At 47.5% G+C, this 14,231-nt stretch carries 11 protein-coding genes; 6 read left to right on the top strand and 5 right to left on the bottom strand.

What is annotated here, in order from left to right; all coding sequences use genetic code 11:
• Positions 1–108: 108 nt before the first annotated feature.
• Positions 109–1,239, top strand: a complete 1,131-nt coding sequence (locus tag Q7Q81_RS06565; RefSeq protein ID WP_304274635.1) for an SEC-C metal-binding domain-containing protein — start codon at positions 109–111, stop codon at positions 1,237–1,239.
• A gap of 36 nt (positions 1,240–1,275) precedes the next feature.
• Positions 1,276–1,926: an exonuclease domain-containing protein gene (locus tag Q7Q81_RS06560; RefSeq protein ID WP_304274633.1), complete on the top strand. Its 651-nt coding sequence runs from the start codon at positions 1,276–1,278 to the stop codon at positions 1,924–1,926.
• A 78-nt stretch (positions 1,927–2,004) separates the two neighbouring features.
• Here Q7Q81_RS06560 and Q7Q81_RS06555 read toward each other — a convergent pair whose 3' ends face one another.
• From Q7Q81_RS06555 to Q7Q81_RS06530, 5 genes are all read right to left on the bottom strand, one after another.
• Positions 2,005–3,048 carry a type II asparaginase gene (locus Q7Q81_RS06555; protein WP_304274630.1) on the bottom strand — a complete coding sequence of 348 codons (1,044 nt, stop codon included), beginning with the start codon at positions 3,046–3,048 and terminating at the stop codon, positions 2,005–2,007.
• A gap of 3 nt (positions 3,049–3,051) precedes the next feature.
• Positions 3,052–3,480 carry a C-GCAxxG-C-C family (seleno)protein gene (locus tag Q7Q81_RS06550; RefSeq protein ID WP_210685372.1) on the bottom strand — a complete coding sequence of 143 codons (429 nt, stop codon included), beginning with the start codon at positions 3,478–3,480 and terminating at the stop codon, positions 3,052–3,054.
• A gap of 101 nt (positions 3,481–3,581) precedes the next feature.
• Positions 3,582–4,079 (bottom strand): HD domain-containing protein, encoded by a 498-nt coding sequence (locus tag Q7Q81_RS06545; protein WP_304274628.1) that lies wholly within the window; start codon positions 4,077–4,079, stop codon positions 3,582–3,584.
• Between the two features lie 197 nt (positions 4,080–4,276).
• Positions 4,277–5,953, bottom strand: a complete 1,677-nt coding sequence (locus Q7Q81_RS06535) for an ammonium transporter (protein ID WP_337609117.1) — start codon at positions 5,951–5,953, stop codon at positions 4,277–4,279.
• 181 nt (positions 5,954–6,134) lie between these two features.
• Entirely contained in the window at positions 6,135–8,222 is a 2,088-nt protein-coding gene (locus Q7Q81_RS06530) for a glutamine synthetase III family protein (RefSeq protein ID WP_304274625.1), read from the bottom strand.
• A 511-nt stretch (positions 8,223–8,733) separates the two neighbouring features.
• On the opposite strand from Q7Q81_RS06530, the gene Q7Q81_RS06525 reads away from it, so the two are divergent.
• The 4 genes from Q7Q81_RS06525 to Q7Q81_RS06510 all read left to right on the top strand — a co-directional run bounded on the left by Q7Q81_RS06525 (position 8,734) and on the right by Q7Q81_RS06510 (position 14,009).
• Positions 8,734–9,945, top strand: coding sequence for an ATP-binding protein (locus Q7Q81_RS06525; RefSeq protein ID WP_368502117.1), 1,212 nt, complete (start codon positions 8,734–8,736; stop codon positions 9,943–9,945).
• A gap of 143 nt (positions 9,946–10,088) precedes the next feature.
• A complete protein-coding gene (locus tag Q7Q81_RS06520) occupies positions 10,089–11,546 on the top strand; it encodes a monomeric [FeFe] hydrogenase (protein ID WP_304274619.1) in 1,458 nt (485 codons plus the stop codon).
• A gap of 126 nt (positions 11,547–11,672) precedes the next feature.
• Complete coding sequence (locus Q7Q81_RS06515) at positions 11,673–12,563, top strand: DMT family transporter (RefSeq protein ID WP_304274615.1); 891 nt, start codon at positions 11,673–11,675, stop codon at positions 12,561–12,563.
• A gap of 75 nt (positions 12,564–12,638) precedes the next feature.
• Positions 12,639–14,009, top strand: a complete 1,371-nt coding sequence (locus Q7Q81_RS06510) for an MmgE/PrpD family protein (protein ID WP_304274612.1) — start codon at positions 12,639–12,641, stop codon at positions 14,007–14,009.
• The last annotated feature ends 222 nt before the right edge of the window (positions 14,010–14,231 follow it).

Here is a 14,231-nt window from a genome sequence, read left to right as displayed (position 1 = left end):
AAAGCGTATAATAAACTGTATAGTGAATTTCCTCACTTGCTATATTTCCTGTTTTTATTTATAATTAAGAGATACGTAAGATTACAAAGAAGGAGATTTTCTATCAATATGTCTGCAAGTACAACCAAAACCAAGAATCAACCATCCCGTAAACCTGTATTGCTGGATTACTTAAAAGCCTTCACTAAGGATAAATTAATTTTTGCAGCGCGTCAGCTCTGCATCACCTACAGCAAGCTCAAAAAGGACGAGCTGGCAGAAAAAATCTGCACAGAAATGCAAAAGCCGGAAATTGCAGCAAAACGCTTTGCTATTATGCCGGACGAAAACATTCAGGCCTTCGAAGCAGCCATGGAGAAAAAATGCTTCCATCCTACCTACAGTGAATATGCACTGCTGTTGCCCTTTATTTCTATGGGCTACATTGTTTCCTATCCCGACGACTGCTTTGAAGCAGTAAAGGAAGCACGCACCGTCTACAAAAAAATCAACACCGCAGATTTTCAGGCTCACCGCCAACAGCTGGCATGGCTTTTGGACTGCATCACCGCTATGTCCAGCCTGCACCTTATCCTGCCGGTGGAATTTTTCTGCGAAATGTATAATCAAAAAGCAGGCTTTGAGCTTACTCCGGAAACTCTGCCGCAGCTGCTGGCCGAGGTTCCGAGCAACTTTAACCCCTGCGCAATTAAAGATGGCCGCATCCTGCTCAAGAAAAATGACAGCGATGACTTCTACACCAGACTGGAGCAAGGCAGAAAGCCCTTCGGCCTGTACCTGCCTACCGTAAAGGAAATCACCATGCTTTCCCACTACGGTTATATGCAATCTACTACCGCATATCAGGATCTGCATGACTTCTTCACTCAAGAGCTGAATGTTGCGGCACTGGATGCACATTACTGGTGCCAGTACATCTATGAATTTGAAAACTCCAATACTGATGGTAACACCTCTGAGCTGATTCAGAAGCTGCAGGCTAATATTCCCGCCTGGAACAATTACAGCCATCTCGGCAGACTTTCCGTACTGCTGCAGAACGCCCGCAACAATGCTACCCGTATGTTCTGCCTCGGTGGCCACACTCCTAACGAAACTATCAAGCTGCTGCGTGACGCACAGCAGGCAGCTCAGCAAAATACCCGTGTAGGTGCCAAAGCGAAAAAGGTTTATCCTAACGATCCCTGTCCCTGCGGCAGCGGCAAAAAGTATAAAAAATGCTGCGGTAAAAAGCACTGAGCAGCAGGCTATGCTTTAGTGTAAGAAGGAATTGCAATGAAGAAATTTTTAGTCGTTGATTTTGAATTTACTACCTACGAGCGCCCTGTCGGCCGTCCGCGCGGCTTCTTTTCCGAGATTATCGAAATCGGCGCAGTGAAGCTGGACGGCGAACCGCTCACCGACTGCGGACGCATCCAGAGCTTTGTTAAACCACATTTTTATCCTAAGCAGGCCAAGGATTCTATGGATTTTTGCATGATTACCGCTAAGGATATGCAGCAGGCCATTGAATTTCCTGCCATGGTGCAGGAGCTGGCAGCGCTGTATGAAATCGGCGAAACCTACTTTGTAGCTTGGGGAACCGAGGATTACAAGGTACTGCAGACAGGCTGCGAGCGTCATAAAATCGAAAACCCCGTAAAATACGAGGACTATCTTGATTTGGCGCTGGCCTACCGCCTGTGGAAGGGTGATGATTACACCACCGGTCTGAAAAAGGCCACCGAGGAACAGGAGGTCAACACCGCCGGCCTGTGGCACACCGCCTTTGACGATGCCAACAACACCGGCAAGCTGCTGATTGAAATGTTTAACCGTGGCTGGAAGCTGGAGGATTTCTTCGCTGCCCGCGAGGTTTACGAAGCAGAGCGCGCTGCCCGTCAGGCAGAGCGTGCCAAACACCATAACGGTTACAGAAGATGGTAAAATTTTAAAGCGCATAAAAAAAGCTATCACCGGGCTTTGCCCGCTGATAGCTTTTTTGCTTTTTATGCTGTTTATCTTTTAATAACGGCTGAAAATCTCCTGCACCTCGCTGCGCTCCTGCGTCCGCAAAAGTGCCAGCTGCAGCAAAAGGCGTGCCTTTTGCGGATTAAGGTTATCCGCATACAGGAAGCCCTGCTCCTGCCAACGTTCCAAGCCGGCGGCAACAATGCCGCTGCCGGTGCGGCTGCTGCGCACAACGACAACGCCGCGGCCGACAGCCTCCGCCAGCGCCGCTTCCACAGCCTCATGAATACTGCCCATGCCACTGCCGGCGTAGATAAGGCCACGCGCGCCTGCTGCCAGTGCTGCATCCACAAATACGCAGTCCTCGCCGATATGCGTGTAAATGATATCCACGCGCGGCAAAGCAGTAACACCGCTTACGTCAAATTCGCTCTGCAGTGTGTGCGGACGCACGCTGCGGTAGTAGTAATGCACCTCACCGCCAACGATAAAGCCTAAAGGACCACCGTTCGTTGCCTTGAAGGTTGCCACATTCGCCGTGTTTGTCTTGGTCACGTCACGCCCGCTGTAGATTTCATCGTTCATCATCACCAGCACGCCCTGTCCGGCGCTTGCAGCATCCACAGCTACCTTAACAGCGTTGATAATATTCAAAGGTCCGTCGGCACTGACTGCGGTGGCAGGACGCATTGCGCCCACGAGTACCACCGGCTTAGCACTCTTTACCGTCAGGTTCAAGAAGAAGGCCGTTTCTTCCATAGTATCGGTACCATGGGTAATAACAACACCGTCGACATCATTCTGCGCCAGCAGCTCATTGCAACGCTGCGCCAGACGCAGCAGCAACGCATCGGTAATACTGCTGCTGTCGATATTGCACAGCTGCTCGCCGCTGATATGAGCCAGCTCGCCCAGTTCAGGCACACCTGCCAGCAAATCGGCAACGCTGTAGGCACCGGCAGTATAGCCAGTCATCTGGGTACCGGAAGCAGCCTTGCCGGCAATAGTGCCGCCGGTTGCTAAAATTACAATGTTCTTCAACTCAGTTTTTTCCATCAGCCTGACCTCCATCAGTCCTTCTGTCAGCTTCGCAGCCAATGCTTATTTTACCAGTCCCTTTTCCTGCAGATAATCGGATACCATGTCTGCCGCTTCGGCAGTAATCTTAATACATTTAGTTCTGTATTCCGGTGTGCCGAAGCTCAGACGGTTCAGCGCTCTGCAGCAGGAAGCACCGAAATGCTTGGTAAAGCGCTCATAAAACTCATGCGTATATTTATAGACCTCTGTCTGATGTTTTTCAGACGGGTCCAATCTGCCCACGATAGAGCTGATAACCAGGCAGGAACCGCTCAGCGCGCCGCACACGCAGCCGCTGCGTCCGATACCACCGCCCATGCCGGACACCATGCGGATTGCTACATCCGGCAGGCCCAGCTTTAAGCCGTCATTGCACGCCTTAACTACGGATTCTACGCAGTTATTGCCCTCGTTATGATATTGTTCTGCTAAATCATAAATTTCCTTCATATTCTATGCCTCCAAAAAATAACCTAATCCTGTTTATTTTAGCAAGCATGAGGCAAAATAGCAAGAAAAATGCTGTGACCAGCAAGCCACAGCATTGTATATCAAAGACCGAACATAGTCTTTACCAGCTTTATTCCGCTCTCTGTTTTAAAAATCCGCTCCACAGCCTTGGCAATATTCTCCTTCGACGTACCGTCCTCATAAAAATTTACTATAAAATCAGCTTCCACAAGCAACTGATAATCAAGACCGTCAATGATATTATACGTATGGTGATGACCGACAAGATAGCAGATGCGTTCAATTTTTTCAGGGGCATAGCCAACCTTTTGCAAAAGTTTGCGTGCTACCGCAGGTCCTTCCTGCTCCTGAATTTTGCCTGTGCAGTGACCGGCACCATACTTGGCCTCGCCGGGTTTAATACCGCAGTCATGCACAAGACCGGCCGCCTCCACAAGCTCTGTCAGCTCTGCATCAGCAGCCTCGCTCTCAGCCAGCTGCTTGGCCAGGCTGGCAACCTTGATAAAATGCTGGCAGCGGCGTGCATCTCCGGCAAAAAAAGCTATCATCTCATTATATAAAGCAACGTTTTTATTCATAGCATTCACTCCAATCCGACTAAAATACGATTCAATCTTATTTTGGCCTAAACAATGCAGTTTTGCAAGTTTTTTCGCCATAATAAGATTATAAAAGCATTCTCCCCCAACACACAGAAAAGCGCTCTTAGCCTGCATTACGCAAGACATCGAGCGCCTTCCTGTTTTATTAGGGAGTTTGATTAGGGAGAAGCAAATTATTTTTCCTCAATAGGATAATCCTGCAGAGCATCATAGCCTGTTTCACCGGTACGAATCTTAACAACATCCTCAACATCATAGATGAAGATTTTGCCATCGCCGTATTTGCCGGTATACAGAACCTGCTTAGCAACATTGACTACTGCTGCAACAGGAATTGCGGAAACAATCATTTCAACCTTTACCTTCGGCAGCAGGTGTGCAGCAACCTCAGCACCACGATACATTTCCGTGGAGCCCTTCTGAATGCCATAGCCCAGAACCTTGGTAACAGTCATGCCGGTAATTCCCAGCTTATCCAAAGCATTCTTCAATGCTTCGAAACGATTTTGCGAGGTGATAATAACAACCTTGCTCATCTTTACTGCACCTGCAGGCTTAGCTGCAGTTTCCTTGACCGGAGTAACATAAGTAGTAGTAACAGAGGTCTGTGCCTCCAACGGAGTTTGCATAAAGTCGGCATAGCTGCTGAGCAGACCATGCTCTTCCATATCCAGGCCTTTGATTTCTTCGGATTCCTTAACACGCAGGCCGAAGAGCTTATCAAGAACTTTAAAGATAATCGTCATCGTAATCGCAACATAGATTGCTACAACTACAACGCCGAGAATTTGTTTTACCAGAAAGTCAGTACCGCCGCCATAGAAGAGGCCGCCGTCAAGAGCGAAGAGACCGGTTGCGATAGTACCGAAGGCACCGCAGACACCGTGAACAGAAATTGCACCGACAGGATCATCAATCTTCAGCTTCTGGTCGAAGAATTCAACAGCAGCAACTACCAGCACACCGGCAATCAGGCCGATGATTAAAGCGCCGGCCGGGCTTACCATATCGCAGCCTGCGGTAATTGCTACCAAACCTGCAAGCACGCCGTTCAGTGTCATGGAAACATCAGGCTTGCCGTAACGAATCCAGGTGTAAATCATAGTTGCGGTAGCAGCAGCTGCTGCAGCCATGTTAGTAGTAATAAAGATGGCACCCATGGAAACCAAGGCGTCATCACCGGTTGCGCAGACGGTGGAAGCACCGTTGAAACCGAACCAGCCGAACCAGAGAAGGAAAACGCCCAAGGCACCAAGCGGAATGCTGTGACCGGGAATAGCGTTTACCGTACCGTCGGCATTGTATTTGCCGATACGCGCGCCAATCATCTTGGCACCGACAAGAGAAGCAACACCGCCTACCATATGAACGGCAGTAGAACCGGCAAAATCATGGAAGCCCATCTGTGCGAGCCAGCCGCCGCCCCAAATCCAGTGACCGCTAATCGGGTAAATAATAGCGCTGATTAATACGCTGTAAATGCAATAAACCAGAAAGTTGGTACGTTCTGCCATAGCACCGGAAACAATGGTTGCTGCGGTAGCACAGAACATCGTCTGGAAGATAAAGTACGCAGTGCTTGGATAGCTGGCACCGTAATCACCTTTTACAAAGAAGTCCGGCGTGCCGATGAAGCCGCCGATATCGGTACCAAACATCAGGCCAAAGCCCAGAACCCAGAAAACGATGGAGCCGAGGCACATATCCATGACATTTTTCATGACGATGTTGCCGGCATTTTTAGCTCTGGTAAAGCCTGTTTCAACCATTGCGAAGCCCGGCTGCATAGAAAATACCAAGAAGGCACCTATCAGCACCCATATAGTATCGGCAGATACATATTTGTCCATTTGTAAACACCCCTCAAATTATAATATTTTTTAACGTGTCATTGAGCAGCGCTCACATGGCATTAGCTAAAGAAAAAGGGGCGTACCCGATTTTTCGGATACACCCCATTGTGTATGAGTTTATATATATTATTTTATCTTAACACACCTTACTCAAGGCTGTCGAGAAGGCAACTGCAGCTTACTCATTTACACCAAACAACAACTCACCATAAGTCGGATAGTCGAGATACTTACCACCGGTCAAAGCTTCGGCAGCATCAACAGCACTTCTCAGCTTGCCCATTTCTTCAAGAACGGTATCGTGATAGTACAGAGCCTGCTTCTCGCTATCGCCGATTTCTGCTGCTTCCTTCAAGCCATCTTCCAGCTTCAGGGAGGATGCATACATTTCTCCGCCCAGCTTGCTCAGCTTATCGGCAAGTGCGCCTTCAAAGCCTGCGCTGACACCGACAGCCTTTTTATCCAGTACTGCTTTGGTCAAATCTTCGGTATAAGCGGTAACTGCTGGGAGGATGTCCTTATGGAACATATCCAGCATGGTTGCTGCTTCGATAGAAATCGTGGTGCTGTAGTTCTCCAGCAGGATTTCTACACGGGATTCAACCTCGGCTTTTGTGAAGATGTTATGTTTTTCGAACAGCTCGATGTTCTTTGCATGTCCCAGATACGGCAAAGCCTCCGGAGTAGATTTAAGGTTCAGCAGACCGCGTTTGGCTGCTTCCTCAACCCATGCATCGGTATAACCGTTGCCATTGAAGACAATGCGTTTATGAGCTTTATAGGTTTCTTTAACCAAATCATATACTGCTGCTTCCAGATCAGGAGCATCTGCCAGCTTATCAGCAAATTCATCCAGCTCTTCGGCAACGATGGTGTTCAGTACGATGTTGGGGCCGGCGATGGAGAACATGCTGCCCAGCATACGGAATTCAAATTTATTGCCGGTGAAGGCGAAGGGAGAGGTTCTGTTTCTGTCGGTGTTATCCTTAACAAGAGCAGGAATGGTATCGTCGCTTACTTTAATGTAGCTTTCCGGGTTGCCGTTGTAAACCTTGTCAGCTGCAATAGCTTCGAGAACTGCAGTCAGCTCAGTGCCAAGGAACATGGATACGATAGCCGGAGGAGCTTCGTTAGCGCCCAGACGATGGTCATTGCCGGCGCTGGCAACAGATACACGCAGCAGATCCTGATATTCATCAACAGCCTTGATAATTGCTGCCAGGAAGGTCAGGAAGCGCAGGTTTTTGTACGGCTCCTTGCCGGGATCCAGCAGGTTAAGACCTTCTTCCGTAGATAAGGACCAGTTGTTATGCTTACCGCTGCCGTTTACACCATCAAAAGGTTTTTCATGCAGCAGGCAAACAAGACCATGGCGCAAAGCAACACGTTTCATGAACTCCATCATCAGCTGGTTATGGTCAGATGCTACGTTGGTAGTTGTGAAGATAGGTGCCAGCTCGTGCTGTGCCGGAGCAACCTCGTTATGCTCGGTTTTAGCAAGTACGCCCAGTTTCCACAGTTCCTCGTCTAAATCCTTCATGAAGGAAAGTACTCTTTGTTTGATAATGCCGAAGTAGTGGTCGTCCAGTTCCTGGCCACGCGGAGATTTCGCACCGAAAAGGGTACGGCCGGTGTAAACCAGGTCTTTACGTTTTTCCCACATTTTTTTATCTACGAGGAAATATTCCTGTTCCGGACCAACAGTACTGTTGACGCGGATAGTATCAATGCCGAACAGCTTCAGCAGCTTGCAGGCTGCTTTGCTGGCTGCATTCATGGAACGCAGCAGCGGAGTCTTTTTATCCAGCACTTCGCCGGTGTAGGAGCAGAAGGCTGTAGGAATGCACAGGCAGTTATCTTTGATAAATGCATAGGAGGTCGGGTCCCATGCTGTATAGCCGCGGGCTTCGAAGGTTGCACGCAAGCCGCCGGACGGGAAGCTGGAAGCATCAGGCTCGCCCTGAATCAGCTCTTTGCCGGAGAAGTCCATGATTACACGGCCTTCAGCAGTAGGAGAAATGAAGCTTTCATGCTTTTCAGCGGTGATGCCGGTCATCGGTTGGAACCAATGGGTGAAATGAGTGCAGCCATGCTCCAGAGCCCAGTCCTTCATAGCATTGGCGATGATATTAGCAATTTCCAGATTCAGCGGAGTGCCTGCCAGCACTGCTGCCTTATATGCCTTATAGGTTGCAGTCGGCAGACGGTCCTTCATAACGCTTTCGTTAAAAACTAAGCTGCCAAACAGTTTCGGTACATCATTCATTTTAAAACCTCCCTAATTTCTCTCTGAGAATTTCCTTGGGTTTACGAAGTGTAAGCCCCTCATTTGAATTACATTTTTTGTGCTTTACAGATTTTCTTCTCTCTGGCTCTGTAAATAAGAAAGCACCGTCAGCTGCGCCCTGCGCTGCTACGGTGCTTCGTTGCACTTATCATAGGTAAGATATAAATTATAATTCTCACCGCTGATATAAAAGAAAAAGCAACCACGAAGTTTGGACCTTTCGACCCAACAACCACGTTGTTGCTTTATGCGCTTATTATAATACTAGGATTTGAATTTGTAAAGGGGGTAAGAGGAAAATTTTTTATTTTTTTCTGCGTATACTAAAAAAGTATGCTTATTTTCGACTACAACAGCAAGAATTTTTATCAGATATAACTGATAAAAATCTAAAATCACAAAAAAATTCAGTTATATCTGATAGAAATTTGATTTTCGTCTTGAATTTCAGATATAACTGATATATTATATAGATAGTGAGGTGATTTACATGATCCAAAGAGAATCTTACATGAAAAAAATCCGCCCATTCATTAACAGTGATTTAGTAAAAGTACTTACAGGTATCCGACGTTGCGGTAAATCTGTTATGTTAGATCTTATAAAACAAGAGCTGTTACAACAAGGAGTTACTCCCCAACAGCTTATTTCCTATAATTTTGAAAATATGAGCTTTGCCAGGCTTTGCAATGCCCAGTCTCTTCATGATGAAATAATAAGCCAAACCCAAGCTTTAACAGGAAAAATTTATCTTTTCTTTGATGAAATCCAAGAGGTAAAAGATTGGGAAAAATGTATTAATTCCTTACGTATAGAGCTTAATTGTGATATTTATATCACCGGTTCCAATGCCAAGCTCCTATCCGGTGAATTAGCCACTTATTTAGCAGGACGCTATGTAGAATTTGTTATTTATCCTTTTTCATTTTCTGAATTTATTGAGCTATATAATACTATACAGCCTAATACAAGTGAAGCAGACTGCTTCAAGAAATACCTGCACTTCGGAGGAATGCCATATTTGGCAGCCCTGCAATATAACGAAGCTGCCTGCAAACAATATTTACAGGATGTATATACATCAGTAGAACTGAAAGATATTGTACGCCGCAACAATATACGTGATGTTGACATGCTTGAACGCATACTTACCTACATAACTGCAAATATCGGTACCATTTTTTCTGCAAATGTCCTTTCTAAATATTTGAAAAGCGAAGGACGCAGTATGGCAACAGAAACCATTATCAACTACGTTAAAGCCTGCACCGATGCTTTTCTGTTTTATCAGGTAAAACGTCAGGATATACAAGGTAAAAAGCTGCTTGCTATCAACGAAAAATATTATGTCGCTGACCATGGCATCCGCGAAGCAGTCTTCGGCGGCAACATGAAGGATATCAATCTCATTTTGGAAAATATCGTTTATCTGGAGCTTTTACGCCGTGGTTATAAGGTGAGCATCGGCAAGGTAGATACCAAAGAAATTGATTTTATCTGTGAAAAACAGGATAAAAAAATTTATATTCAAGTTACGTACTTATTGGCTGCAGAAGAAACTATTCAACGTGAGTTCGGTGTTTACAATGAAATTACCGATAATTATCCGAAATATGTGCTTTCACTCGACGAATTCGATATGAGCCGTAATGGTATTATCCATAAAAATATCAGAGATTTTTTGACAGATGCATCTATATAACTGTTTAGAAAAATACCAAATTTAACATTATTAAAACCGTTACGTATACTCTTCAGCAGGATTTTTGCGTTCTGTAAAGAATTGTACAGTATAGAGTATGCAATACAAACCGCAATATAACTAATTGCCAAGGAGGAACCCTTATGGAATTAACCGCTGTTGCGCAGCTGCGCCGCATGGTGCTGGAGCATTTATCCCGCTACACCTGGAATAACGAGTTGGCTGACCACGTCTACGATATTCTGCAGGAGGTACGCGAGGATACTCCGCGCTACCGCTGCTGTGTTTATAAAGAAAGAGCCGTACTGAAAAACCGTATTGATATGGCGCTGGGCCAGGAGTGCTCCAGCAATATCATCGAGGCTGCCAAGCTGACGCTGAACGAGCCGGAGCGCACGGATTTGCCGATTATCGACGTGCTCCCCGCAGCCTGCGACCAATGCCCGATTGATGCTTATTACGTTACCGATATGTGCCGTCACTGCATTACCCACAAATGCATGAATAACTGCCCGAAAAAGGCTATCAGTATTATTCAGGACCGCGCCTTTATCGATAAAACAAAATGTATCGAATGCGGACGCTGCAAGCAGATGTGCCCCTACGGTGCGATTATCGAAATCCATCGTCCCTGCGTGCGTGCCTGCGCCATCGGTGCCATCAGCATCGGTGAAAACCGCAAGGCTGTCATTGACCACGAAAAGTGTGTTTCCTGCGGTGCCTGCCGCAATGCCTGCCCCTTCGGCGCCATTGACGAGCGCAGCAATATTATCCGCGTTATCCGCGAAATCCAGCAGGGCAAGCAGGTTATCGCCCTTGTGGCACCTTCTATCGTAGGCCAATACGGTTTGAAGATTACCATGGCGCAAATTTACGAGGCACTGCAAAAAGCAGGCTTCGCCGAGGTTGTAGAGGTTGGCGTTGGCGCCGATATCACCAGCGTTAAGGAGGCAGAGGAATATCTGGAGAAGGTTCCTGCCAAGCAGGGCTTTATGACCAGCTCCTGCTGCCCTGCCTTCGTTAAGCTGATTAAAACGCAGGTGCCGGAGGCTGCGGACAAGATTTCCGACACTCCCTCCCCCATGCTCACCTGCGCTGAGCTGATTAAGGAAAAATATCCTTACGCAGTTACTGTGTTCATCGGTCCCTGCATCGCCAAAAAGGTGGAAGCACGCGAGCACCGCGAAACCATCAACTACGTGCTGACCTTTGAAGAGATTATGTGCATGCTGGAGGGCAAGGATATCAAATTTGCGGAAATGAGCGGTGATACTGCTTATGAACGCGATGCCTCCAAGCTTGGCCTGAGCTTCCCGCTGACGGCCGGCGTAAGCGCAGCCGTACAGGATACGGTTGCCGCTATGGGCGGTGAGGTACATAATGCGCAATACTGCTCCGGACTGGACAAATGCCGTGATACGGTTAAGGCTGCTGCCGCAGGCAAGCTCGACTGTAGCTATATCGAAGGCATGGCCTGCTCCAACGGCTGTATCGACGGCCCCGCTGCCGTAGGTGACTTCCACATCACTAAGGTTGCACTGACGAAATACGCAGCAGCAGCCCCCAATAAGCAGGCTGCCGAAGACAAGCACACAAAATAAAAACTTAAAGCCTATCCCTTCTGTCATACCGGCAGAGGGGATAGTTTGTTCATAGCAGGATTTTAGTCTGCTAAAATCATAGAGTGCGTTTTACTGCGCACTAAAAGAACGGAGATTCCTAAGCAAATGCAAAACACTCGCTACATCGGTCACCTTGCTGCCATCATTACGATTGCTACCTGGGGCACGACCTTTATTTCTACCAAGGTTTTACTTACCGGCTTTCAGCCGCTGGAAATCCTTTTTTTCCGCTTTATTATGGCCTTTTTCGCCCTTTGGCTGGCCTATCCTAAAATGCTGAAAACAGATAAAAAGCAGGAGCCTGTTTTTATGGCCGCAGGCCTTTGCGGCATCTGCCTCTACTACCTTTTGGAAAACATCGCCCTGACCTATACGCAAGCCTCCAACGTTAGCGTAATCGGCAGCACAGCGCCTTTCTTTACTGCGCTGCTGGCGCATTATTTTATGCATTCTGCCGGCAGCTTAAGCAAACAGTTCATCATCGGCTTTTTCATCGTAATGGCAGGCATCGCCTGCATCAGCTTCAACGGTGCAGCCATGCAGCTCAATCCACTGGGTGATTTGCTGGCTATTTCGGCTGCCGTCGTGTGGGCGTTTTATGCTCTGCTGACAAAAAAAATCAGCAGCTATGGTTATCCTGTTATCCTCGCTACACGCAGAACCTTTTTCTACGGCATTCTCTTTATGCTGCCGGCGCTCGGTTTTCTGGATTTTGAACTGAACCTGGCGCGCTTCGCCAATACTACCTATCTTTTCAATATCGTCTTTCTGGGACTGGGTGCTTCCGCACTCTGCTTCGTCACCTGGAATTTGGCAGTTAGGGAGTTGGGGGCAGTAAAGGCCAGCGTTTATATTTATATGGTGCCCGTCATCACCGTAATTACCTCGGCTATTGTCCTGCAGGAAAAAATCACCCTGCTGGTGGCACTCGGCACTATATTGACGATGACTGGTCTGTTTATCTCAGAATACCGCCCGAAGAAAAAAATAAAGTAAGAAGGCAGGTATTCACACTTCATTCAGCGAATACCATGGCAATAGTTAAAATTAAAGCAAAGGCAGGTATTAACAATGACAACTAAAGCATTAGCAAAATTTACCGCAGAATTGTGCTACGAAAAGCTTTCTGCTCACAGCATCGAAATGGCTAAAAAATGTCTGCTGGACTGGCTGGGAATTGCTATCCGCGGTTCGCAGGAAAAACCGGTACGTATTATACATGATGTTATCCTGCAGGGTGATGCACCACAGGCGAATATTTTCGGCAGCCTTCCCGCCAAAAAGGCCAGTGCCCTGAACTCAGCCTTTATCAACAGTGCTGCTTCCCACAGTCTGGACTTCGATGACCTGCATAACCCGTCTATTATCCATCCGGCCTGCGTTGTTGTTTCTCCCGCGCTGGCTGTCTGCGAGGCAGAACACAAAAGCGGTAAGCAGCTCATCGCAGCAATTTGTGCAGGCTACGAAGCAAGCGGGCGCGTAGGCGAAGCGGTTATCCCGGAATCCTACTTCTTTTGGCATACTACCGGTACCGCAGGCACCATCGCCGCCGGTGCTGCTGCCGCCAACGCTCTCGGTCTTGACGCACAGCAGACACTGATGTGTTACGGCAGCGCCGGTACCCAGGCAGCAGGCCTGTGGGAGTTTTTAAAAGAGGGTGCCATGAGCAAGCCGCTGCACACGGGCAAGGCTTCCTACAGCGGTGTTCTCAGCGCTTATCTGTCGCAGAAGGGTTTTACTGCAGCCAGTGAAATTTTAGAAGGCGAAAAGGGCTTCTGCCGTGCCATGGTCAAAGAACCGCATTTGGAAAAGCTTACCGAAAGCATGAGCACCGACAAGCTGAAAATTGACATCAACTCCTTCAAGCCCTACGCCTGCTGCAAGCACGCCCATGCCGCACTTTACGCCATTCAGGAGCTGCGCAAGGCTCATTCCCTGCAGCCCAAGGATATCGCTAAAATTAAGCTGTACGTCAACGATATTACCAACTATCTGATCAACAATCCTCAGCCGCAAACTCCCTACGGCGACAAATTCAGTATTCAATATTGCTCCGCTGCTATGCTGAAGTTCGGTGAAGTAGGCATTGCGCAGTTCAGTGAGGAATGTATCCACAACAAAGAGCTTACGGATTTAATGCAGCGCATCGAGGTTATCCGTGATGAGGCTATGGAACAGCTTCATGCAGCAGATGCTTCCAAGCTGGCTTCCAGAGTAGAAATTCAGCTGCATAATGGACAAACTCTTACAATGCAGGTTGATTATCCTAAGGGAGATCCGGAAAATCCTCTGACTTGGGAGGAGCTCTGCGCTAAGTTTATGAGCCTTGCCGTACCTGTTTACGGTGAAGCAAAGGCATTACGTTTACAAAATTGGATAGCAAGCCTTGAGCAATGCAGTGACGTTGCCCAAGCGCTGGACGCCTGTCTAAAGGACGTATAAAGTATGCTGATGCATTACGTATTCCAATAGCATTTCTTACTGCAAAAGGCGTTCTCCCCTGCGGGAGAACGCCTTTACTGTAAGAAAAAATCTTTATCAAATTCATTCCGCCTTAATTGCTTCAACCTGCTCAATGGAAAGTAAAGTAGCCTTAGCAATATCCTCTACAGATAATCCCATACTTAAAAGACGCTTTGCAGTTGCATTCTTTTCTTCTGCCTT

This window comes from Phascolarctobacterium succinatutens (assembly GCF_958453765.1).
Classification (GTDB): domain Bacteria; phylum Bacillota; class Negativicutes; order Acidaminococcales; family Acidaminococcaceae; genus Phascolarctobacterium_A; species Phascolarctobacterium_A succinatutens_B.
The sequence above is the reverse complement of the archived record's forward strand: the minus strand, read 5'-3'. Positions and strand labels throughout refer to the sequence as shown.